21 protein-coding genes and 1 riboswitch are annotated in these 21,261 nt (G+C 72.0%); of the genes, 12 read left to right on the forward strand and 9 right to left on the reverse strand.

Going from position 1 to position 21,261, the window contains the following annotated elements:
* Window positions 1–49 precede the first annotated feature (49 nt).
* From PO879_RS00775 to PO879_RS00790, 4 genes are all read left to right on the forward strand, one after another.
* Window positions 50–1,072 (forward strand): 3-oxoacyl-ACP synthase III, encoded by a 1,023-nt coding sequence (locus PO879_RS00775; RefSeq protein ID WP_278236045.1) that lies wholly within the window; start codon window positions 50–52, stop codon window positions 1,070–1,072.
* Window positions 1,069–3,804, forward strand: a complete 2,736-nt coding sequence (locus PO879_RS00780; RefSeq protein ID WP_278236046.1) for an alpha/beta fold hydrolase — start codon at window positions 1,069–1,071, stop codon at window positions 3,802–3,804. The genes PO879_RS00775 and PO879_RS00780 overlap by 4 nt, the downstream gene beginning before the upstream one ends.
* Window positions 3,801–4,802, forward strand: a complete 1,002-nt coding sequence (locus PO879_RS00785) for an NAD-dependent epimerase/dehydratase family protein (protein WP_278236047.1) — start codon at window positions 3,801–3,803, stop codon at window positions 4,800–4,802. Before PO879_RS00780 ends, PO879_RS00785 begins: the two co-directional genes overlap by 4 nt.
* Window positions 4,803–4,870: 68 nt before the next feature.
* Window positions 4,871–5,377 carry a GNAT family N-acetyltransferase gene (locus PO879_RS00790; protein WP_278236048.1) on the forward strand — a complete coding sequence of 169 codons (507 nt, stop codon included), beginning with the start codon at window positions 4,871–4,873 and terminating at the stop codon, window positions 5,375–5,377.
* A gap of 54 nt (window positions 5,378–5,431) precedes the next feature.
* Here PO879_RS00790 and PO879_RS00795 read toward each other — a convergent pair whose 3' ends face one another.
* Together PO879_RS00795 and PO879_RS00800 are read right to left on the reverse strand one after the other, a co-directional pair.
* Window positions 5,432–6,679 (reverse strand): endonuclease/exonuclease/phosphatase family protein, encoded by a 1,248-nt coding sequence (locus PO879_RS00795; protein WP_278236049.1) that lies wholly within the window; start codon window positions 6,677–6,679, stop codon window positions 5,432–5,434.
* A 212-nt stretch (window positions 6,680–6,891) separates the two neighbouring features.
* Window positions 6,892–7,617, reverse strand: coding sequence for a methyltransferase domain-containing protein (locus PO879_RS00800; RefSeq protein ID WP_278236050.1), 726 nt, complete (start codon window positions 7,615–7,617; stop codon window positions 6,892–6,894).
* 126 nt (window positions 7,618–7,743) lie between these two features.
* Between PO879_RS00800 and PO879_RS00805 the strand changes: the two genes are divergently transcribed.
* Window positions 7,744–8,952, forward strand: coding sequence for a cobalamin-independent methionine synthase II family protein (locus tag PO879_RS00805; RefSeq protein ID WP_278237420.1), 1,209 nt, complete (start codon window positions 7,744–7,746; stop codon window positions 8,950–8,952).
* A gap of 126 nt (window positions 8,953–9,078) precedes the next feature.
* Window positions 9,079–9,612, forward strand: coding sequence for a nucleotidyltransferase domain-containing protein (locus tag PO879_RS00810; RefSeq protein ID WP_278236051.1), 534 nt, complete (start codon window positions 9,079–9,081; stop codon window positions 9,610–9,612).
* 142 nt (window positions 9,613–9,754) lie between these two features.
* Here PO879_RS00810 and PO879_RS00815 read toward each other — a convergent pair whose 3' ends face one another.
* The 5 genes from PO879_RS00815 to PO879_RS00835 all read right to left on the reverse strand — a co-directional run bounded on the left by PO879_RS00815 (window position 9,755) and on the right by PO879_RS00835 (window position 13,133).
* Window positions 9,755–10,174, reverse strand: a complete 420-nt coding sequence (locus PO879_RS00815) for an Hsp20/alpha crystallin family protein (RefSeq protein WP_278236052.1) — start codon at window positions 10,172–10,174, stop codon at window positions 9,755–9,757.
* A 146-nt stretch (window positions 10,175–10,320) separates the two neighbouring features.
* Window positions 10,321–10,623, reverse strand: coding sequence for a putative quinol monooxygenase (locus tag PO879_RS00820; RefSeq protein WP_278236053.1), 303 nt, complete (start codon window positions 10,621–10,623; stop codon window positions 10,321–10,323).
* A 49-nt stretch (window positions 10,624–10,672) separates the two neighbouring features.
* On the reverse strand, window positions 10,673–11,065 hold the full coding sequence (locus PO879_RS00825) for a YchJ family protein (RefSeq protein WP_278236054.1): 393 nt from the start codon (window positions 11,063–11,065) through the stop codon (window positions 10,673–10,675).
* 28 nt (window positions 11,066–11,093) lie between these two features.
* Window positions 11,094–11,732 carry a response regulator transcription factor gene (locus PO879_RS00830; protein WP_278236055.1) on the reverse strand — a complete coding sequence of 213 codons (639 nt, stop codon included), beginning with the start codon at window positions 11,730–11,732 and terminating at the stop codon, window positions 11,094–11,096.
* 102 nt (window positions 11,733–11,834) lie between these two features.
* The gene (locus PO879_RS00835; protein ID WP_278236056.1) at window positions 11,835–13,133 is read right to left on the reverse strand and encodes a histidine kinase; all 1,299 of its coding nucleotides are present in this window, start codon (window positions 13,131–13,133) and stop codon (window positions 11,835–11,837) included.
* Window positions 13,134–13,529: 396 nt separating this feature from the next.
* On the opposite strand from PO879_RS00835, the gene PO879_RS00840 reads away from it, so the two are divergent.
* A complete protein-coding gene (locus PO879_RS00840) occupies window positions 13,530–14,342 on the forward strand; it encodes a DUF4352 domain-containing protein (RefSeq protein ID WP_278236057.1) in 813 nt (270 codons plus the stop codon).
* A gap of 67 nt (window positions 14,343–14,409) precedes the next feature.
* Window positions 14,410–14,528, forward strand: a riboswitch (SAM riboswitch).
* Between the two features lie 71 nt (window positions 14,529–14,599).
* Window positions 14,600–14,890: a hypothetical protein gene (locus tag PO879_RS00845; RefSeq protein WP_278236058.1), complete on the forward strand. Its 291-nt coding sequence runs from the start codon at window positions 14,600–14,602 to the stop codon at window positions 14,888–14,890.
* A 26-nt stretch (window positions 14,891–14,916) separates the two neighbouring features.
* Here the strand turns inward: PO879_RS00845 and PO879_RS00850 are convergent, their stop codons facing one another.
* Window positions 14,917–15,606, reverse strand: a complete 690-nt coding sequence (locus PO879_RS00850) for a PepSY domain-containing protein (RefSeq protein ID WP_278236059.1) — start codon at window positions 15,604–15,606, stop codon at window positions 14,917–14,919.
* Window positions 15,607–15,708: 102 nt separating this feature from the next.
* Between PO879_RS00850 and PO879_RS00855 the strand changes: the two genes are divergently transcribed.
* The 3 genes from PO879_RS00855 to PO879_RS00865 are packed head-to-tail and all read left to right on the forward strand — an operon-like array spanning window position 15,709 to window position 17,372.
* The gene (locus PO879_RS00855) at window positions 15,709–16,854 is read left to right on the forward strand and encodes an NERD domain-containing protein/DEAD/DEAH box helicase (RefSeq protein ID WP_278236060.1); all 1,146 of its coding nucleotides are present in this window, start codon (window positions 15,709–15,711) and stop codon (window positions 16,852–16,854) included.
* Complete coding sequence (locus tag PO879_RS00860) at window positions 16,830–17,111, forward strand: hypothetical protein (protein WP_278236061.1); 282 nt, start codon at window positions 16,830–16,832, stop codon at window positions 17,109–17,111. The genes PO879_RS00855 and PO879_RS00860 overlap by 25 nt, the downstream gene beginning before the upstream one ends.
* Window positions 17,112–17,147: 36 nt before the next feature.
* On the forward strand, window positions 17,148–17,372 hold the full coding sequence (locus tag PO879_RS00865; RefSeq protein WP_278236062.1) for an ATP-binding domain-containing protein: 225 nt from the start codon (window positions 17,148–17,150) through the stop codon (window positions 17,370–17,372).
* Between the two features lie 810 nt (window positions 17,373–18,182).
* Here PO879_RS00865 and dcm read toward each other — a convergent pair.
* Window positions 18,183–19,655: a DNA (cytosine-5-)-methyltransferase gene (gene dcm / locus PO879_RS00870; RefSeq protein ID WP_278236063.1), complete on the reverse strand. Its 1,473-nt coding sequence runs from the start codon at window positions 19,653–19,655 to the stop codon at window positions 18,183–18,185.
* A 146-nt stretch (window positions 19,656–19,801) separates the two neighbouring features.
* Here dcm and PO879_RS00875 point away from each other — a divergent pair, with 146 nt between their 5' ends.
* Window positions 19,802–21,226, forward strand: a complete 1,425-nt coding sequence (locus PO879_RS00875) for a hypothetical protein (RefSeq protein WP_278236064.1) — start codon at window positions 19,802–19,804, stop codon at window positions 21,224–21,226.
* Window positions 21,227–21,261 lie beyond the last annotated feature (35 nt).

Consider the following 21,261-nt stretch of genomic DNA (forward strand, 5'->3'; position numbering starts at 1 on the left):
CATGTCGTCGTTCCGGCGCCGCACGGGCGTCCGGATGTCTGGAGCTCGTGTGTCTGGAAACGCCACCACCCGGTTCGGCAACGTCGCGCTGCTGTCCGTGACGCGCCGACTGCCGTCACGGGTCACGTCGTCGTCCGAGATCCAGCAGCGGCTCGCTCCCGCGCTGAAGCGGTTGCGGCTGCCGCGCAACCTGCTCGAACGGGTCGCGGGCGTCGAGGAGAGGCGCAACTGGGGACCCGATGAGGACGCCGACGCGGCCACGATCGCGGCCGGCCTGGACGCCCTCGACCGGGCCGGCGTCGAGCCGGACGAGGTCGGGCTGCTCATCAACACCTCGGTGACACGCAAGCACCTCGAGCCCTCGGTCGCCGTCGGCCTGCACCACGGGCTGGGGCTGCCGAGCTCGGCCGTGAACTTCGACGTCGCCAACGCCTGCCTCGGGTTCATCAACGGCATGACGCTGGCCGCCGGCATGATCGAGTCCGGGCAGATCCGCTACGCGGTGATCGTCAACGGCGAGGACGCCGACGACATCCAGCACCACACCGTCGACCGGTTGCTCTCCCAGGACGTCGGCCGCGAGGGCTTCATGGAGGAGTTCGCGTCGCTGACCCTGGGCTCCGGGTCCGCGGCCGCCGTGCTCGGCCCGGCCGACGCCCACCCCGAGGGCCACCGTGTGCTCGGCGGCGTGACGCGCGCCGGCACCCAGCACCACCGGTTGTGCGTCGGCAGCCCGGAGGGCATGTTCACCGACGCCGAGGGGCTGCTCGAGGGTGGCCTGGAGCTGGTCGTGGACGCCTGGAAGGACGCCATCGCCGAGTGGGACTGGGAGGCGATGGACCGCTACGTCACCCACCAGGTCTCCCGGGTGCACACCAACGCGATCGTCGAGGCCGTCGGCCTGGACCGCGCCAAGGTCCCCACGACGTACCCGACGCTCGGCAACGTCGGCCCGGCGTCGGTGCCCATCACCCTCGTCCAGGAGGCCGAGACCCTCAGCCGCGGCGACCGTGTGCTGCTCATGGGCGTCGGCTCCGGCATCAACACCGCCATGCTGGAGCTGGCCTGGTGACGCTGCGCCCCGCGAGCACCGTCCCGCCGGACCTGCCCGGCCTCGAGTCCCGGTTCAGCCACGTCCGTGGCGACTGGCACTACCTGGACAACGGCGCCGAGCTGTCGGCGCACGGCATCGAGCCGGTCGGCACCGTGCTGGCCGTGCACGGCAACCCCACGTGGTCCTACCTGTGGCGGGACCTGATCGAGACACTCACGGAGCGGGCGATCGAGACCTCCGCCGCCGTCGGTGAGTACCCCGACGGCGTCCGGGGCGCCTGGCGCGTCGTCGCCGTCGACCAGCTCGAGATGGGGCTGTCCGCCCGCACGGGACGACGCCGCACCCTGGCCGATCGCGTCGCCGACCTGTCCGCCTTCACCGCCGACCTCGGCCTGGACGGGCCGGTCGTCACGCTCGGGCACGACTGGGGCGGCGTCGTCTCGCTCGGCTGGGCCGTCGACCACCCCGACCGGCTCGCCGGGGTCGCGCTGCTCAACACCGCCGTGCACCAGCCCGACGACGTCGCGATCCCCGCCCCGCTGCGCCTCGCCCTGGCCCGGGGCGTCCACCGCTGGGGCACGCGCACCACGCGCGCCTTCCTGGAGACCACGCTGGGCCTCGCGCGCCCGCGGCTGGACCGCGACGTCGCCGACGCCTACCGGCTGCCCTACCGCTCCGCCGACGACCGCGACGGCATCGAGCAGTTCGTCGCCGACATCCCCGCCGCGCCGGACCACGTCAGCCGCCCCGAGCTGGACCGCATCGCCGACGGCGTGGCCGCGCTCGACGTCCCGGCGCTGCTGCTCTGGGGAGCCCACGACCCGGTGTTCTCCGACCGCTATCTCGACGACCTGCTGCGTCGGCTCCCGCACGCCGGGGTCCACCGGTTCGAGGACGCCGGGCACCTGATCGCCGAGGACGTCGACTACGCCGGGCCGGTGCTGAGCTGGTTGGGCTCGGCGGCGGCGGTTCCCGAGGGCTCCGGCGGAGACGCGTTCACGGGCCCTGGGGGTCCCTCCACTTCGGGGACGACGTCCCCGCCGGAGCCCTCGGGAACCACCGCGTCGTCGACGGCACCGGACAGCACGGAGTTCCGGCCGATCTGGGCCGGGCTCGACGAGCGCGCCGCCGACCCCGTGTCGCGCACCGACCAGGCCGTCCTGGACCTCACCGCCACCGGCGCCGGACGCTTCGTGAGCTGGGGAGCGCTGGACCGGCAGGTGCGGCGCCTCGCCGCCGGCCTGCACGAGATCGGGGTGCGCCGCGGCGACCGGGTGTCGCTGCTGGTCCGGCCCGGGCCCACGCTGACCGCGCTGGTGTACGCCTGCCTGCGGATCGGTGCGGTCGTCGTCGTGGCCGACGCCGGCCTGGGCCTGCGCGGGCTGACCCGCGCGCAGCGTGGGGCGTGGCCGCAGTACCTGATCGGGCAGACGACGGCGCTCGCGGCCGCCCGCGCGGCCGGCTGGCCTGGCGTGCGGATCGCCGTCGACCCTCTCGACCCGGTGCGACGCCGGGCGCTGGGCGTGGACCACGAGCTGATCGACGTCGCGCGCGCCGGCGAGGGCCTCGAGCTGCCGCCGGAACCCGGGCCGGACGACGACGCGGCCGTGCTGTTCACCTCCGGGTCGACGGGTCCGGCCAAGGGCGTGCTGTACACGCACCGCCGGTTGTCCGCGTTGCGCGACGTCCTGGCCGAGCACTTCGCGGTCGGCCCGGACACCGGGCTGGTCACCGGGTTCGCGCCGTTCGCGCTGCTCGGTCCGGCGCTCGGTACCCGCTCGGTGACGCCGGACATGGACGTCTCCGCGCCGCGCACGCTGACGGCTCGTGCGGTGGCCGACGCCGTGAAGGCCACCGACGCGCGCATGGTGTTCCTGTCCCCGGCGGCGATCCTGCACGTCGTCGACACGGCGGACCGGCTCACCGCCGTCGACCGGGAGGCGCTGGGGCGCGTCGAGACGTTCCTGTCCACGGGTGCGCCGATCGGCGCCGCGCTGCTCGAGGCCGCGCAGTCGCTCATGCCGGCGGCCGAGGCGCACACCCCGTACGGGATGACCGAGTGCTTGCTGGTCACCGACATCACGCTGGCTGGCATCCGCGACGCCGCGGGCGCGCCCGACACCGGCGTCTGCGTGGGCCGGCCGATCGTCGACCCGGCCGACGGCGGCGTCCTGATCAGCGCGCTGGACGACGACGGCGCGGCCACCGGGCCGCCGTCGGCCGACCCCGGGGCGCTGGGCGAGGTGCTGGTCAGCGCGCCGCACCTCAAGGAGCGGTACGACCGGCGGTGGCTCACCGACGTCGCGGCCGAGCGGGACACCCCGCCGGGGCACTGGCACCGCACGGGCGACGTCGGCCACCTGGACGACGCCGGGCGGCTGTGGATCGAGGGGCGGCTCGCCCACGTGCTGACGACGTCGGCGGGTCCGCTGGCCCCGGTCGGTCCGGAGCAGTCGATCGAGCGGGTCGACGGCGTGCGCCGCGCCGCCGTCGTCGGTGTCGGACCGGCCGGGGTCCAGCAGGCCGTGGCCGTCGTCGAGCCGGAGCGCGCGAGCGGTCGGGTGCGGCCGGGGCTGGCGCCCGAGGCTCTCGACGCCGCGGTGCGGGAGTCCTCGTCCGTGCCGCCGGCCGCGGTGCTCGTGGTGCCGGAGATGCCGACCGACGTCCGCCACAACTCCAAGATCGACCGGGCCCGGCTCGCGGACTGGGCGTCCGGCGTCCTGGCGGGCGGCCGGGTGACCGCGCCATGACCATGCTGGTCACGGGCGCGTCCGGGATGCTCGGCACGGGGGTGGCGCGCGCGTTGGTCGCGCGCGGCGAGTCCGTGCGCACCCTGCAGCGCCGTCCCTCCGGGGTGCCGGGCGTCGAGGACGTCCCCGGGTCGCTGACCGACCCGGCCGCGGTGGCCGACGCCGTCGACGGGGCCGACGCCGTCGTGCACCTCGCCGCGAAGGTGTCGCTGGCCGGGGACCCGGACGAGTTCACCGCGGTGAACGTCGACGGCACGCGCACCCTGCTGGACGCCGCCGAGCGGGCCGGGGTGCGGCGGTTCGTGCAGGTGTCCTCGCCGTCGGTGGCGCACGCCGGGACGTCACTGGTGGGCGTCGGGGCGGGACCGGCCGACCCCGAGCGGGCACGCGGCGAGTACGCCCGGACCAAGGCCGTCTCCGAGCTGCTGGCCCTGGCGCGGGACGGCGCGGGGTCCGACGGCGGGCTGCGGGTCGTGGCCGTGCGGCCGCACATCGTGTGGGGCCCGGGGGACACCCAGCTCGTCGAGCGGGTCGTCGATCGCGCGTCGTCGGGGCGCCTGCCGCTGCTCGGGCACGGCGCCGCGCTCATCGACACGACGTTCCTGGACAACGCGGCCGACGGGATCGTCGCCGCCCTGGACCGGCTGGACGACACCCCCGAGGCCGTCCACGGCCGGGCGTACGTGATCACCAACGGGGAGCCGCGCCCGGTGGCCGACCTGCTGGCCGGCATCTGTCGCGCCGCCGGGGTGGAACCGCCCCGGTGGCGGGTGCCTGCCGGCCTGGCGAGGGTCGCGGGTGGCGCCGTCGAGGCCGTGTGGCGCGTGCGCCCCGGTACCGACGAGCCGCCGATGACGCGGTTCCTGGCCGAGCAGCTCTCCACGGCGCACTGGTTCGACCAGCGTGAGACCTGGGCCGACCTGCGGTGGCGTCCCGCCGTCAGCATCGACGAGGGGCTCCGGCGGCTGGCCGCCTACTACGGCGGTACGGCGCCCTGAGCGCCGGGGCCGCGGCTCCGTCCGGAATTCCCGTGCGCGCCGCGGTCCCCGCTCGGCAGACTGCCCGCATGCCGATGGTCCTGCGCCCGCCCCACCCCGACGACGAGGCCGCCCTGCGCCGCATCCACGCCGAGATGCTGGACGAGGGCTTCTCCTTCCTGCTCGCCGAGGGCACGTGGGACGAGATCCTCGATCGCGTCGCCCGGGACGCGGCCGGCGAGGACCTCCCGCCGGGGTGGGTGCGCGCGGACTGGCTCGTCGCCGAGGTCGACGGCGTGCCCGTGGGCCGGGTCTCGATCCGCCGCTCGCTCGGTACCGGGTTCCTGCGGGAGGTCGGCGGGCACGTGGGCTACGGCGTCGCGCCGGGGCACCGTCGCCGCGGGTACGCCACCGCGATGCTGCGGCTCGCCGTCGAGCGGCTGGCCGGCCTGGGCGTCGAGGAGGTGCTGGTCACGTGCGACGACGACAACGTCGGCTCCGGCGCCGTCATCGAGGCCTGCGGCGGCGTGCTCGAGGGCCTGCGCCCGGTCGCGGGGGAGTCGCCCAAGCGGCGATACTGGATCACCCCGCGGTGACCTGCCGGGTGCCGCCCCGCGCCCGCAGCGCGGGACAGCACCCGGGGCCGGTCCTCAGAGGGCCAGGTCGACCCAGACCAGCCGGTGGTCGCTGCTCGGGAACGGGTAGGTGCCGGTCAGCGCCGACAGCGGGTCGGCCTGCACCGGCCAGAAGACGCCCGCGTCCTGGACGCGCAGCCGGTGCTGTGAGGGCAGCACGTAGTCGACGCGCAGGTTGCCCGGCGCCCCGTCCGCGAAGTCCGCGGTGTCGTAGGCCGGGTCGCCGGTGTGGTCGTCGTTCGCGCCGCCCTGCAGGGCCCCGGCCTCGACGGCTCCCTCCGACGTCGGCAGCGGGTCGGTGATCCGCGGGTGCTCCAGGAGCTGGTCGATCGCGGCGTCGGAGGAGTCGCCGTCGTCCGGGTCGGCGTTCTGGTCGCCGAGGATCACGAACGGTGCGCCGGGCTGCAGACCGCCGCGACCGCCGTCGTCGTCGTAGATGTAGCGCGAGGCCTGGCCCGGGGTGACGTAGTCCGCCCAGAACCGGATCTCGTCGTGGTTGCGGCGACCGTTGCGGTCCTCCGGACCGTCGAACGTGGGCGGCGTGGGGTGCGAGGCGAGCACGTGCACCGTCGTGCCGTCGACCTCCACCGGCACGTCCCAGTGCGACTTGCTGGACAGCCGCACCACCTCGAGCTCCTCCGCGCTGAACCAGTCGGCCGGCTCCGGGGTGTCGAGGTCGTCGGGCAGCAGGGCGCCCGGCATGTCCTTCCACAGGAAGTCCTGGAAGGTGCGCACCTCGTCCGTCGCGATCGGGTGCTTCGACAGCACCGCCATGCCGTACTGGCCCGGGAAGAACCCGAAGCCGAACGCGTCGTCCGGCCCGCCGACCGAGCCGTCGTTGTTCAGGTCGTACCCGCTGGCCACGCCCGTGTTCGACGGCGCGGTGTAGGCGTACGGGTACTCCACCGGGGCGGCGCCACCCTGGGAGACTTCCAGGTAGTGCTCGCGGAACAGGTCGACGGCCTCGCCCGCGGCGTCGACGTCGAACTCGTTGAGGAGCACGACGTCCGGGTCCGTGCGCTGGATGATCTCCGCGACCGTGCGGGCCTGCGGGTTCGTCGGGGTCGAGAGATCGGTGACCAGCTCGCCCTCGGTGCCGCGGTTCAGCGACAGGTTGTAGGTCGCCACGCGCAGGGACTGCTGCCCGGGAGCGTCGCCGGAGCGGCCGTGGTCGGCGGCGTGCGCGGCGGCCGGGACGAGACAGGTGGTCAGGGCCACGGCGGTGGCCGTGGCGGCGGACAGGGTGCGGCGTCGCATCGTCATGACCTCACGCTAGACACCGCGGCGGCACCGGGGAAGGACCTCGGGGCGACGGCTGCGTGAACAACCGGTCCGCCGTCCGTGCTCCGCGCCGGGGACTACTCGCCGTCGGCGGATCGACAGGAGGACTCCTCTCCGGAGCGGGACGCAACGGGTCCTCCCCTGGTCCGGTCCCGAGCGCTCGCCGCCGGAGCGCGGGGTGACGTTTCGGCGCCTCAGGCCCGCCGTGCCTGGACGAACACCACCGAGTCGCCCAGCAGCGGCATCCGCTCCAGCGCCCGGGCGTCCTCCAGCCCGGCCGCCGTGAGCAGCTTCTCGATGCCCCCGTCGGCGTTGTCGGCGTCGTAGGCCGTGCTGCCGGGACCGTGCCCGGGCTGGTGCCCCTCGCCGCCGTGGCGGTGCCCGCGTCCGTGACCGGCGGCGTGGTCGCCGGCGTGGTCGCCGGCGAAGTCGGCGATCGTCACGAGCCCGCCCGGCCGCAGCACCCGCACCAGCTCCGCGGCGAGCTGCTGCTTCTCGGCCAGCGGGACGTGGTGCAGCGCCAGGGACGAGACGACGTGGTCCTGGCTGGCGTCCGGCACGGGCAGGCGGTGCGCGAACCCGCGGATCAACGTCACGTCGCCGGAGCGCCGACGGCGCAGCTTGCGGGCCGCGCGGCGCAGGGAGTCGCCGTCGGGGTCCAGCCCGGTGACGACCGCGTCCGGCGTGGCACGCAGCACCTCGCGGCTCAGGTTGCCCGTGCCGCAGCCGACGTCGAGCACGTGCTGCCCCGCGGTGATCCCCGCGATCTCGACCGTGCGCCGGTAGAGGCGGTGCACGCCGCGCAGGCGGGCGGTCAGGTCGTACCAGGGCATGAGCCAGGCGCGCCGCATGCCGGGCAGGAAGTCGTGGTCGGACTCCTCGGGGCGGACGTCGTCGATCAGGCGGACGGTGGCGGGCATCGGACCTCCGGTGGCGTGAGGCTTCATGGTGCCCCGCCGTCCGGCTGAGGGACAGCCGGTTTGCCGTTCCGGCAACCGTGCGACGATCGCCCGAGATCCGTTCCCGTGACCGAGAGGCAGGACATCGTGCTGCGCAGCACCGACCGCATCGAGACCACCCACGCCGGCTCCCTGCCGCGCACCGCCGAGCTGCTCGCCGCCAACGCGGCCCGCGAGAGCGGGGACGCCGACGGCGACTTCGGCCGGTTGCTGCGCGACGCCGTCGCCGACGTCGTGCGCCGCCAGCAGGAGGCCGGGATCTCCGTGGTCGGCGACGGCGAGTACGGCAAGTCGATGTCCTCGCCGATGGACTTCGGCGCCTGGTGGTCGTACTCGTTCCAGCGCACCGGCGGGCTCGAGCTCGACACCGACGCGCAGTGGGTGCTGGCGGACGTGCAGTCCGCGCCCGGCGACGTGCGGCTGACCGGGTTCGGCAACCGCCGCGACCAGGCGCGGTTCCGCGAGGCGTACACCGACCCGACGTCGGGTATCTTCCACGGCGAGGGGCCGGGGCAGTTCCCGAAGGTCACCGGGCCGCTGACGTACACCGGGCAGGCCGCCGTCGCGCAGGACGCCGCGAACCTGCGGGCCGCTGCCGACGCCGCCGGGGTGACCGACGCGTTCGTCACCTCGATCGCGCCCGGGTCGGCGACGCGGATCCACAACGAGCACTACGCGACGCACGAGGAGTACGCCTACGCGTGGGCCGACGTCCTGCGCGAGGAGTACCTCGCGATCGTCGACGCCGGGCTCATCGTGCAGATCGACGACCCGGGGCTGGCCGAGTCCTGGGACCAGGTCACGCCGGAGCCGACCGTCACCGACTACCTGGACTTCTCGCGGATCCACGTCGAGGCGCTCAACCACGCGCTGCGCGGCATCCCGCCGGAGAAGGTGCGGTACCACCTGTGCTGGGGATCGTGGCACGGGCCGCACTCCACGGACCTGCCGATGCGCGACATCGTCGGGCTCATGCTCGACATCGACGCCGGGGCGTACTCCTTCGAGGCGGCGAACGTGCGGCACGAGCACGAGTACCGCGTCTGGGATGACATCGAGCTGCCCGAGGGCAAGCTGATCCTGCCCGGCGTGGTCTCGCACGCGACCAACGTGCTGGAGCACCCCGAGCTCGTCGCCGAGCGCATCGAGCGGTTCGCGCGGCGGGTCGGCCGGGAGAACGTGCTGGCCTCGACCGACTGCGGGCTCGGTGGGCGCGTGCACCCGCAGATCGCGTGGGCCAAGCTCGAGTCCCTGGCCGCCGGCGCGCGGATCGCCTCGGAGCGGCTCTGGGGCTGAGCTGTCTCCCGTCGAGCGTCTCTGTTCCTCAGGAATCAGGTCGCGATTCCTGAGGAACAGAGACGCTCGATCGGGCGGTGCGCGGCCGAGTGGACTTCGATAGCATGTGCTATCGGAGGTGGCCGCATGGAAGGCGAGGAGTCGGCCGTCGAGCATGCGTTCGCGGACTATCTGGCAGGTCTGGGATCCCGTGCGGACGACCTGCGCGCCGAAGCGAGCCGGACGCTGGAACGCGGTGTCCGCCAGGCGCATGATCTCGGGTGGAGCCAGCGCCGGATCGCGCGGTCGTTGGGGCGCAGCCAGCCTGAGGTCAAGCGCCTCCTGGGCCGTGCCGTCGCCTCGGAGGCCGTAGCTCTTACCGAGGCGGGGGGCAGCAGCATGCTCGACGCGGTCCTTCGGCAGCATCGGGACGACGTCGTCGATGCAGCGGCCAGGCGCGGAGTGCGTCACCTGCGCGTCTTCGGCTCCGTCGCTTCCGGCGAGGACGGCCCGGAATCGGACGTGGATCTGCTGGTCGACGTCGACGACGGCGTGGGCCTGTTCGCGCTGGGCGCGTTGGAGGCCGAGCTCTCGGCCATCCTGGGCCGGCCCGTGGACATCGTCCCCGAGCAGTCGCTCCGTCCCGCGGTGCGAGCATCCGTCGTGGCGATCCCGCTGTGAGGCGCGACGACGTCGATCACGCCCTGGAGGCGCTCGAGCAGCTGATCTCGCGGTGATGTCCGTGTGTGACGACGGCGCCCGACCCCGAGGGTCGAGCGCCGTCGCCGTGCGCGGCCGGGCCGGGTGGCCCGGGATCTCGTGATCAGGCCGCGGTGGTGACCTCGATGCGCTGCGGGGTCGTGCCGGCGAACACGCCGGCCACGGTGACCGTCAGGACACCGGCGTCGTAGGACGCCGTCACCGCGTCGGCCTCGACGGCCTTCGGCAGCGTGACGACGCGGCGGAAGGCGCCGAAGCGCACCTCCGAGACGCGGCGGCCCTCGGACTCCTCGCCGCGCTGGTCCTTGCGCTCGCCACGGACGACGAGCTTGCGGCCCTCGACCTCGACGGTGACGTCCTCGGCCGGGTCGATGCCCGGCAGGTCGAGGCGGGCGACGAGGTCCTCGCCCTCGCGGTACACGTCCGCGGCGGGCTTGGCATCGGTGGGGGCTGCCGGGCGCGGGGTCCACAGGTCGCGGAACAGCGCGTCGGTCAGCGGGGTGCGGGTCAGGGTGGCAGTCATGAGTGCTCCTCTCGTGGATGGTTCCGAGGAGTACAACTTGAGTCACCCCGACTCAATTTCCGGGTTCGCCGTGGGCGGACGGCGGTGTCGGGTTCGCGCGGACGACAGGCCCCGGCCGGGCCCGGACGGTTCAGGGCCGTGACGGCTCAGTCGCGCAGCGGTGAGCCGACGACGTCGAACCGGAACCCGCCCATCTCCCCGGACAGCAGCGGCCTGGCCGCCGCGATGGACGCCTGCACGCCGGGCAGCTGCAGCGAGTCGCGGTGCGCCGCGGCCGACGTCCAGATCTCGGCGACGTAGACGGTGTCGGGGTGCTCGTCGTTCACGCCGACCTCGTAGGACAGGCAGCCGGCGTCAGCGAGCTCGTCGCTGCGGGCCGTGAGGTGGGCGACCAGCTCGTCGCGCTGGCCGGGAGCGGCACCGAGGGTACCGACGTTCACGAAGGTCATGCCGGCGACGGTAGCGACGGCCCCCGACACGTCCCGGCTGGTCGGGGCGTCAGGGCCGGACGTCACCGTCGACGTAGAGCCACGTGCCGCCCTCGCGCACGAACCGGCTGAGCTCGTGCAGCCGGCCGCGGCCGCCGTCGTCGTCGGTGAACGTCGCGACGAACTCGACCTCGCCGGCGTCGTCGAACGGTCCGCCCGCACTGGTGCCGAGGATGTCCAGGCGCCGCCAGCGGCGGCCCGGGTCCAGGTCCAGCGACGACGGGCGGGTGCCCGGGTGCCAGGTCGCGCTCAGGTAGTCGGCGTCGCCGACGGCGAAGGCGCTGTAGCGGGACCGCATCAGCGCCTCGGCGGTCGGGGCGGTGCGCTCGCCGCGGTGCAGCGGGGCGCAGCACTCGCCGTAGGGCAGGCCGGACAGGCAGGGGCAGCGGGTCGCGTCGTCCACAGGTCCATGGTCGCGTACTTGACCGGGATCAGGCCGCGCGGTCCACGAGGACCGCGAGCTGCACCCGGTTCACCCCGAGCTTGTGGCAGGCCGTGCTGAGGTGGGTCTTCACGGTGGCCGCCCCGAGGTAGAGCTCGGCGCCGATCTGGGCGTTCGTCAGGCCCCGGGCCGCCTGGTGGGCGATCTCGCGCTCGCGGTCGGTGAGCCGTGCCAGCTCCGCGCGGGCCTCGTCCCGCCCTCGGGCGCCCGACGCCTTGCCGACCTGCTCCACGACCACCCGGGCGGCCCGTGGCGACAGGGCCCCGTCCCCGGCGGCGACGGCCTCGACGGCTGCGACCAGCTCGTCCGGGCCGGAGTCCTTGGCCAGGAACCCGGCGGCGCCGGCGTGCACGGCGTCGAGGATGGCCGACTCCGTGTCGAAGGACGTCATGGCGACCACGCCCGGCGGGTCGGGCAGCTCGACGACGGCGGCGGTGGCGCGCACACCGTCGAGGCGTGCCATGCGCAGATCCATGAGCACGACGTCGGGACGGTGCGCCCGGACGGCGGCGACCACCTCGTCCCCGTCGGTGGCCTCGCCGACGACCTCCAGGCCGCGTGCGGTGAGGATCTGTCGCAGGAACTGCCGCACCATCGTGTCGTCGTCGACGACCAGAACCCGTGTCACGGCCTCGACACTACTGGTGACCTGCGACATCGTCGGAGCAGCTCCAGCCCGGGCCGGCCGCGGGAGTGGCGCGGGAGCGGCGCGGGCGCTGGACCTGCCCGGCTACGCCTCCGGCGTCGGCGACCAGGGCAGGTGGGCGCGGACCAGGAACGAGTCGTCGTCCTGGCGGCCGGCGTCGAACGTGCCGCCGAGAGCCTCGCAGCGTTCCCGCATCCCGCGCAGGCCGGAGCCGCTCCCGGGCGCCGCCGCGGGCCCGGCGACCGGGAGGGTCGGATTGCGTACCGAGACGTCGATGCCGTCGACCGGTCGCGCCCGGACGCTGACCGCGACCCGCGCGCCGGGGGCGTGCTTGGCCGCGTTGGTCAGCGACTCCTGCACCACGCGGTACACCGTGCGGGTCAGCGTCGGCGGCGCGGCGTCACCGTCGGTCACGAACACCGTCGCCACCAGGTCCACGCCCCGGTCCCCGGCGCCGTCGAGCAGGTCGGCCAGGTCGTCCAGGGTCCAGTCCCGACCCGCATAGTCCTCGGCGCCCTCGCGCAGGGACGTGATGAGCGTGCGCATCTCCTCCAGCGCACGGTGCGCCGAGGACCGCATCGACCGGGCGGCGTCCCCGGTCTCGGCGTCCTCCGACGACACCTCCAGGGCCGAGGCCTGCAGCGACATCAGGGAGAGCTGGTGCGCCACCGTGTCGTGCATCTCGCGGGCGATGAGGTCGCGCTCCTCCTGCCGCGAGAGCTCGGTCTGCAGCGTCTCGGACCGCGCCTGGAGCGTCGCAGCCCGTCGCGACTCGGCGGTGGCGACGGAACGGGCGGCGTCGGCGTCGGCCCCGGCCCGGGTGGCGACCCGTCGCAGCAGCCCGACGCCGACGGCGAGTCCCAGGGCCAGCACGCCGAGGATCAGGTAGCCGAGAGGCGTCATGTAGGAGGTCGCGCCGCCGTCCTCCGCGGTCGCGGAGAAGATGACGTTGTCGCCTTCGCGGGCGGCGTCGCGCCAGAACGTCGCGATCAGCGCGAGCGCCGTCGCGCCGCCGCACAGCAGGCTGCGCCGCAGGTCGGTGCGCGCCACCACCCAGGGCAGGGCGAGGAGCGGGGCGACGGCGCCGAGCGGGCTGACGATCCCGACCGCGGCGGTCGCCAGGCACACCGCGACCGGGTGCGTGGTGCGCCACCACACGGCCGCTGCCACCCCGGCCGCGACGACGAACCAGAGCAGGAAGACGGCGACCTGGGTGTTGGTGAGCTCGGCCGGTGCCGCGAAGGCCGCGCCCGTGACGGCGCAGAACCAGGTGACCGCCACGGCGCCGATCGACCCCCACCGGCTCGCCGTGCGACGCCCCTGGCCGGGCGGCCTCGGTGCCGGTCCGGTGGGCGGGGGCCCGGGGTAGGGCGTGTGCGGCATCGGACCCGGGTACGGCGTCGGGCCGGGGTAGGGCGACGGCGGGTACGGCGACGGCGCAGCCCCACCGGCGTACGAGGCCGGGAAGGGCGCCGCGGACGAGCCGGCGTACGGATCGGGCGCGGCGGCTCCCTCGTGGGAGCCGGGGTAGCCCGGCACGGGGCCGCCCGGACCGCTGGCAGGGTCCGGCGGCGGCCCTCCCGGGGTGGGCGACGGCGGGTACATACCGGGCAGCGTACGGCGCGCCTCCGACGCCGGTCATCACCCGATCGGGTCGGCAGCGCGGCCCGAGGTTCCCCCGTTCGGGTCGGTGGGTCGAGCCGTCCGGGGGATCCGCCGTCGGGCACCCGGAGCCGAGGATCGATCTCGTTCGATCACCGGCTCGACGAAGGAGCGATCATGTCCGACCAGCAGCAGCACCCCGCGTGGTCTCCGCAGACCCCGCAGCAGCCCGCCCCGCAGGGCCAGGTCCCCGCCCCGCAGGGACAGGTCCCGCAGCAGCCCGTTCCTTCGGGCGGGTCCGGAGCGCCGCAGGCTCCCGAGCCGGGGCCGCAGAAGAGCTGGTTCGCGCGCCACAAGGTCCTCACCGGCCTCGGCGTGCTCGTCGGGATCGCCGTCGTCGGCGCCGCGTTCGGCGGTGGCGGCGACGAGGCGCCGGCGGACGCGGGCACGACGGCGGAGGTCGCCTCCGAGGACGCCGCGACGACCGAGGACTCCGGTCAGGACGCCGGGACCGACGACGGCGCGGCCGCGGACGGTCAGGACGCGGCCGATGCCGAGGAGCAGGCGGAGGATCCGGGCACCGACGCCGCGGACCTGCCGGGGCTCGGCGACGCCGCGCGCGACGGCAAGTTCGAGTTCACCGTGACCGAGCTCGAGGACGGCGTGGCGCAGATCGGGAACGAGTACCTCAACACCGAGGCGCAGGGACAGTTCGTGCTCGTCCACATGGCGGTGGAGAACATCGGCGACGAGGCGCAGTACTTCGACGGCAGCAGCCAGAAGCTCGTCGACACCGAGGGCCGCACGCACTCGGCGGACTCCGAGGCGGCGATCTACCTCGACGACTCGAACAGCTTCCTCAACGAGATCAACCCGGGCAACACCGTGGACGGCGTCGTCGTCTTCGACGTCCCGACGGACGCGACGCCCGCGACGCTCGAGCTGCACGACTCGGCGTTCTCCGGCGGTGTCGAGGTCTCGGTGCAGTGAGACCGGACGTCCGGGGCGGGCCGTTCCGGTTGCGGCCCGCCTCCGGTGTCGGGTAGACATCTGCCCAGGTCAACGAGTGATCGGCGACACGTCCTCCGCGTGCCGATCCGGCAACCGCGCTCCTCGCGCACGGTGCCTCAGGAGGAAGACCGGCCTCGCGCCGACCGGCGCGGGGAAGAGCGGGGTCGCTGACGGCCTCCGGGCTCGTTCGCGCGTCCGGGTGGCTGTCGGCCGGCTCCCCGGACGAAGGAGCAGAGATGTTTCCCGAGCTCGACGAGCAGGTCCTCGCCCGGCTGCCATGGGAGATCCACGAGCAGCACAGGAACTCGTACCACCTGGCGATGTTGAGCTGTGCGGTGCGCGACCAGGCCGGGCTCGGGCTGCGGTGGGTGGACCGGCACCGCCTGGCGTCGTGGCGTGGGAGTCTGCGGGAGGTCAACGCGGTCGTCGTCTACGACTGGAAGACGCCCGACGGCTTCTACGTCGTCCCCAGGCTTGAGGGCGACGGCGACGTCACGCGCCCGCCGATGGTGGGGGAGGACCCGTGACCGCCGGGATCGCCGGTGTGCGGCCCCTACGACTCCCGCGAGAGCGTGCCGGTGGCGACGTCGACGCGGTAGTGCTCGTCGTCGTCCCCGAGGTCGACCTCGACCTCCCAGTAGGCGATGCCGTCGTCCTCCTCGAGCTCGGCCTTGTCGAGGACGCCGCCCGAGGACTCGACGACACGGACGATCGCCTCGCTCAGGCTGACCTGCGCGCGTCCGAGGGCCTCGCGGTCGTCGTCGCCGAGGTCGTCGCGCTTCGTGTCGGTCGTCGCGATGCCGGTGTCGTTCGCCTCGGCCTTGACCTTGAGCCGGTCGCCGCCCTGCGTGAGCTCCAGCTTCCAGCGCGTGCCGTCGTCGTCGCCCTCGACCTTGAAGGCGCCCGCGCCGAATGTCGCCTCCATCGCGGCGATGGTCTGCAGGGCGCGGTCGGTGTGCGGGTCGAACGACGGGTAGGTGGGGGTGTCGGCCGGCGCGGGTTCCTCGGCCTGTGGGCTCGGGGTGTCCGACGGCGACGGGCTGGGGTCCGCCGACGGCTCGGTCGGCGTGCTGCTCGGTGCGGGCGACGTCTCCGCGGGGGTGGCAGCCGGCGTGGCCGCGTCGGGAGCGGGCGCCACGTCGGCGGAGCAGGCTGCGAGAGCGAGGGCTGCCGCGACGACGACGGCACCGGTGCGGGCCGCCCGTCGGGCCGGGGCGAGGCGGTGGGCAGGGCAGGACGGCATGGCGGCCATTGTGGCGGAGTTGGACGGGAGCGGGACAGGCGCTCGCTGCGAGACCTGGGGAACGTCCGTGACCTGAACCGATTCGTCGAGTACGAAGGGAGCATGCCGCGCACGTACCCCTCGACGCCGGACTTCCCGGACGACGGCGGAGCCGAACGTGCGGTGTGGGAGGCGCTGCGCGCGGAGCTCCCGGACGACGTCGTCGTCTGCCACGGGGTGAACCTTCAGGAGTACGACCAGGAGTACGAGATCGACCTGCTCGTCGCCTGGCCCGGCGTCGGGATCGCCGTCGTCGAGGTCAAGGGTGGGTACATCGAGCGGTCCGGCGGGTCCTGGTACCAGGGCAGCGGCGACGCGCGGCATCGCATCCAGCCGGTCCGGCAGGTGCAGAGCGCCCGCCACGTGCTGCAGGCGCTGCTGCGCGAGCGCGGCGAGCCGGCGTCGTCGTCGCGCACCGCGCACCTCGTGGCGTTCCCGCACCGCTACGTCTCGGGCGGGTGGGACTCGTTCGACCTGCCGCGGGACATGGTGATCGGGCGCGACGACCTCGAGAGTCCCGGCGGCGTGGCGGACCGCGTCAAGCACGCGATCGAGCGGCACGGCCAGGGGTACGCCCCGCTCGACGAGGACGCGCTGGACGGGCTCGTCGCCTGCGTGGCCGGCGGGTTCCCCAGCCAGTCGGAGCACCTGACGCGCGCGCTGGAGCACGAGACCCGGCTCGAGCAGATGACCCGAGACCAGGTGCAGATCCTGCGTGCCCTGTCGCAGGTGCGGCGGATGCGGGTGGTCGGCGGCGCCGGCTCGGGCAAGACCTACCTGGCGCTGGAGCAGGCCCGACGGCGGACCCGGGCGGGGGAGCGGGTGGCGCTGCTGTGCTACTCGCGGGGCCTCGGCCGGTACTTCCAGCGGATCACCGCGACCTGGCCCCGCCGCGACCGACCCGCCTACGTCGGCCTGTTCCACGAGCTGCCGGTCTCCTGGGGTGCCGTCGGCGGGCGCGACGACGACCCCGACTACTGGGAGCGGCACCTGCCGACCGAGCTGGGGCGGCTCGCGGCGCTGCGCGGACCGGACGAGCTGTTCGACGCCGTCGTCGTCGACGAGGCGCAGGACTTCGGCGACCTGTGGTGGCCCTCCCTGCTGCGGTGCCTGCGGGACGCCGACACCGGTGGGGTGTACGTGTTCCTCGACGACGCGCAGCGGGTCTTCCCCCGCGACGGCAGGTGCCGCTGGAGCTCACGCCGGTGACCCTGGACGAGAACCTGCGGTCCACCAAGCAGATCGCACAGGTCTTCGGTGCGCTGTCCGACGACGTGGTGAAGCCCCGAGGGCTCGACGGACCACCCGTGCGGGTGGTCGACGTGCCCGCCGAGGCCGCGGTCGAGGCGGCGGACGACGCCGTCGAGGCGCTGCTCGCCGAGGGATGGGAACCCGGCTCGATGGCGCTGCTCGCGACCGGACGCCGGCACCCCGAGCAGGTCAACGAGGTGGAACTCGGCGGGTAGGCGGAGTACTGGGACGCGTTCTTCGCCGAGCAGGACGTGTTCTACGGGCACGTCCTCGGGTTCAAAGGGCTCGAGCGGTCGGTGGTGGTGCTGGCCGTCAACGGGGTGCGAGACCTCGAGCGGGCGCGGGAGATGCTGTACACCGGGCTGTCGCGGGCGCGGACGCTGCTCGTCGTGGTCGGGGATCGCGAGTGGATCGAGGTGATCGGCGGGGAAGCCGTGTGCAAGAGGCTGGAGAAGGCGGAGGGGTGGCGTGCATAGTTCAGATCTCCGCAATGCTGCAAACTGGGTACCACATCCACGCCGTGAGTATTGTGGATTTGCAGGCTCTCTGAAGTTTACCGGGCGGAGAGACGAATCTCGAATACTTGGTGAGTATCGAGATTCAGCGCGACGACCGACCCGCTCAGGCAGACTATTGACTACTCTAGGAATCCGCCCAGGTGTCAGTCGCGGGACGCGGTGAACCGGGCCGCGCAACGAAAGTTTGAGCCGAACGCTAGCACGCAGCATGGGGCGGTCGATCGGACAGGCCTTGGAGCAGCAGAAGTGCTAGTTGGCCAATGAGAGACGAGGGCAAATGGGAACTGAATGTATGCACGGGATGGAGGAGTCCTGGTGCGGGATTTGTCGGGGACTGGACCCGCAGGCAGGCGGCGACGGACGATCCGCAGGTCCCTACGGCGGGTGCACCAAGGAGGATCAGATCAACGAGATCTGCGACATTGTTGGGCACCCACGAGTCCACCTCCCGCGAGGTGGCGGTAGCAGCCTTCCATCTAGTGTCTTCTATGCCGCTGCGCAGCATGTTGGGGTGGCGGCGGGGTCAATGCCTGAAATTGCTGAGGCGATCGCACGAGAAGCAGGGATCGCATGGGGGTCCGATTGTGACAGCCGAGGCTCGATCTCGGGCGGCGGATCGACAGTTACTGCCAAGGGTCTCGACGTCCTGATCAGGGCGCTCCGAATCCTGCGACCGTAGGATCGGGCAGAGCAATCACTATGTCGGCGAGAGCGCCGATTCGTCGAAATGTGGTGATTGAGGAATGGAAAACAAAAACAACAGACCAATTATTCGGAGCGGCCAGAGATTCGCTGACTGCTAAGAGTTTCTGCGATCCTTGTTCTCAGGTCTCCGCCCGAATCTGCCATTGTCTTGGTAACCGCTTCAAACACCCTCTGACCGCGCACATCGAGTTCGAGTAGGTCGGCATCTCTCTCGACTTGGGCGCGCAGAGCCTGTGCCACTACGCCTGTGTTGACACCGTTCCCAAGTTGCTTCCAGGTGGCGGCTTCGCGCTGGCCGGCCCAATCGAAGTCAGCCGGGAGTCCCTGCAAGAGGGCGCCCTCCTCCACTGAAAGGCGTCGCTTCAATGGTCCAATGACCGGAGTCTGGGAAATGGCGACGAGGGTAGGAAGATGGGTTGGCCGCTTCACCCGTAGGCCCGATGGCCGGAATGAGACTACGCAGTCACGAACGGACGTTGCCATCTGTGCTTGCCATTCGAATTTCTGTCGCGACTCCGGGAACTGGCGAGTCTTTCCGAGCCACGTCGCGGTCCATTCGGAATCGAATTTCCGAAGCCGGTCGTACAGTCGGTAGTTCTTGGTCAGATGCCCAGTTTTCCAAGGCATCTCTTGAGCATCGCTCAACGCTGTTGCTCGGGCGGCGTCGTCGGTCGTCCAGACATTGGCCCAGATGGGAAAGCCAGGAAGCGCTGTTGTGGGGGCATCTGTCTGTCTGGCTTCGTATGCGAGCAGTTCTCGCGTCTTCTGCACCCATTCATCCCAGTGGTCGATCCACATCCACTCTGTCGGAGATACCGTGCCATCATCGGAGCGGTCCCGGTTCAGTGGTAGGTCCTCCCAGAGGTTCCACTCCTTTGTCATCCGGTAGGCCTCAAGCGTGATCGGCGCAACATCTTCAAATGGGCTTGGCAGACTTCGAGTGCGAGGTTCTTCTCTTGCGAGATACTTTTCCGATGGCTCGAGCGGCTTGATCCGCGTAGCAGCAATGAATACGCGCTCGCGAGTCTGCGGGTGCCCCCCGTCCTCCGGTGAGATCTTTGCAGGTGACAGAATTGAAGAGGATTCGCTGACGCGGTATCCGGCTTGGCGTAGCGCCTTGATGATGACCTCCCACTCGTGTATGTGGCGAGGTCCCGCCAGGTTGCGCACATTCTCAAGCAGGACCACCGCCGGCCTGCGGTCCTCGATGATGCGCATGATGTGGAAGAAGAGCGTGCCCCTCGCCTCTTCCATGCCGCGTTGCGCGCCGCTCTTGGAGAACGGCTGGCAGGGGAATCCCGCGACGAGCACATCGTGCTTCGGGACGTTGACGGGCTGGCTCTGTGTGTCGAGAGTGATGTCGCCCTTGTCGTTGTTGCCCAGCGCCGAGATGCCCCAGTTGGCCCGATACACAGCGCGTGCGGCTGAGTCGATCTCAACGGCGTACACGCACTCGCCGCCCATGGCGTCGAGTACGGCGTGGAATCCGCCGATCCCCGCGAAGAGGTCGACGTACCGGAACGCGTGCTCGCTCACGGCGGCACCTCCAGGGCTGGCAGGATCGAACATGTGTACAGCTAACCCGATGTTGCTGCCGAGCGCAAGTCTCGACGCGCGTGTCTTGGGCGACCGCTGAGTATCCCACGGCGAGTGCCCTCAGCGTGTGTGCCAGGGTGTGGCCTGTGTCGGATTCTGTGGTGAACTTCAACCCCGCCGCGTCGATCCCTGAGGCCAGTGCGCGAATGTTCGCGCTGACTGGCGCCGCGACGGTCGGGACACGTGGGCCGAAGCGCTCCCTCGTCGCTCTGGCCACGAGCCTGGGGCTTGACGTCGACCTTAGCTCTGTCAACGCGACACTGGGTGGCCAGATCGCCGATGTGTTGGGTGTCAGCTGGCGGCAAGGCATGGACTTCTCGGGCCTGCAGGTCACTCTCTCGGGGATGAACCGACTGCTGCGAGCGGCATCCGAGAGCCTCGCTCGGCTTTCACGCGCTGAGTCGCTTCCGACCGATCGGACGGCTCAGCAGGTCTTGAGGGCCTTCGCGGGGTTCAGGGCCGCCCGGTCCAAGCAAGAAGCGGTGGACCGGCTGTGCCAACTTGCGGGCGTGCCGCCCGACCGACTGGGCCCGGGTGGCAAGGAGCACATCTGGACGTTCCAGGATCTCGCACGTCGGTTTGCGCCGAACTTGCTCGAACGAGGCTTGCGGAAGCAGGAACTTGCCGAGGCCCTATGCCGGGAGTTCGGCGTGCCATGGCTGCGCACCGCTGGTTCGACCGGCGCTACTGTGACCCGCGAGGGCCTGAATCTAATGCTTGCGGGCGCTGAAAGGCGTGCGCAGGTTTCCTCTTCCGCCTGGGCGAGCGCCACTGAGGAGGCCGCCGAACTCGTTGAGGCGCTACAGCGCGGCCTGCCTGCGCACTGGGACGGCCGTGAGTGTGTCCAGTGGATGCGGGAGAGCGGCTCGACGCAGTGGCGGCAGATGGAGTGGCCAGGGTTCTATTTCGAAGAGCGACTTCGTGAGATCCTCAACGAAACCTTCCCGACGCCGCCGGTCGGTGGACCCCGGACCCGATTCGGCAGCACCGTCTTCGACTACGCTTCGTCGACGCGTGTTTGGGACGCAAAAGCGCACACGGCGTGGACCCATGCCCACCCGAGCGATGGCCTGCCGGCCAAGCGGTCCGCATCGACGATGTGGCTCAACGATGCGTGGGCAGTGAGGGAGTGCATCGCGGAGCAGGGGCTAGGGTTCATCGTTGTTGATGGAACAGCGGGAGTTGATGTCACGGGCGACTTTCGAGACTGGCACAGGGCCTTTGCAGAGTCAGACGGGCGCCCGTTGAGCGGATATGTTGCGAGCACTGGAAACTCGCGCCCTCGCAAGGCATCCTGGGCTCCCCTTCTCTTGCGCGCTCTTTGGATCGAAGACATTGCGTCATTAGATTCAGCAATTGCAGCAGGTTGGATAGTCCAGAAAGAGCAGCCGGACTGGGGGGCCGGTGAGGCCCGAAGGGCGCGTAGGGACAAGTTCCAGTGTAAGTTGGCAAGAGCGGATGGCTGGCAGGTCGCTTCGTATGCATGGCCGTCGCCCACCTCAAAAGCCTGATGAGGCCCGTGTCCGACGGTCATGATCCCGGCTTC

The organism is Isoptericola sp. AK164 (assembly GCF_029643425.1).
GTDB classification, from domain to species: domain Bacteria; phylum Actinomycetota; class Actinomycetes; order Actinomycetales; family Cellulomonadaceae; genus Isoptericola; species Isoptericola haloaureus.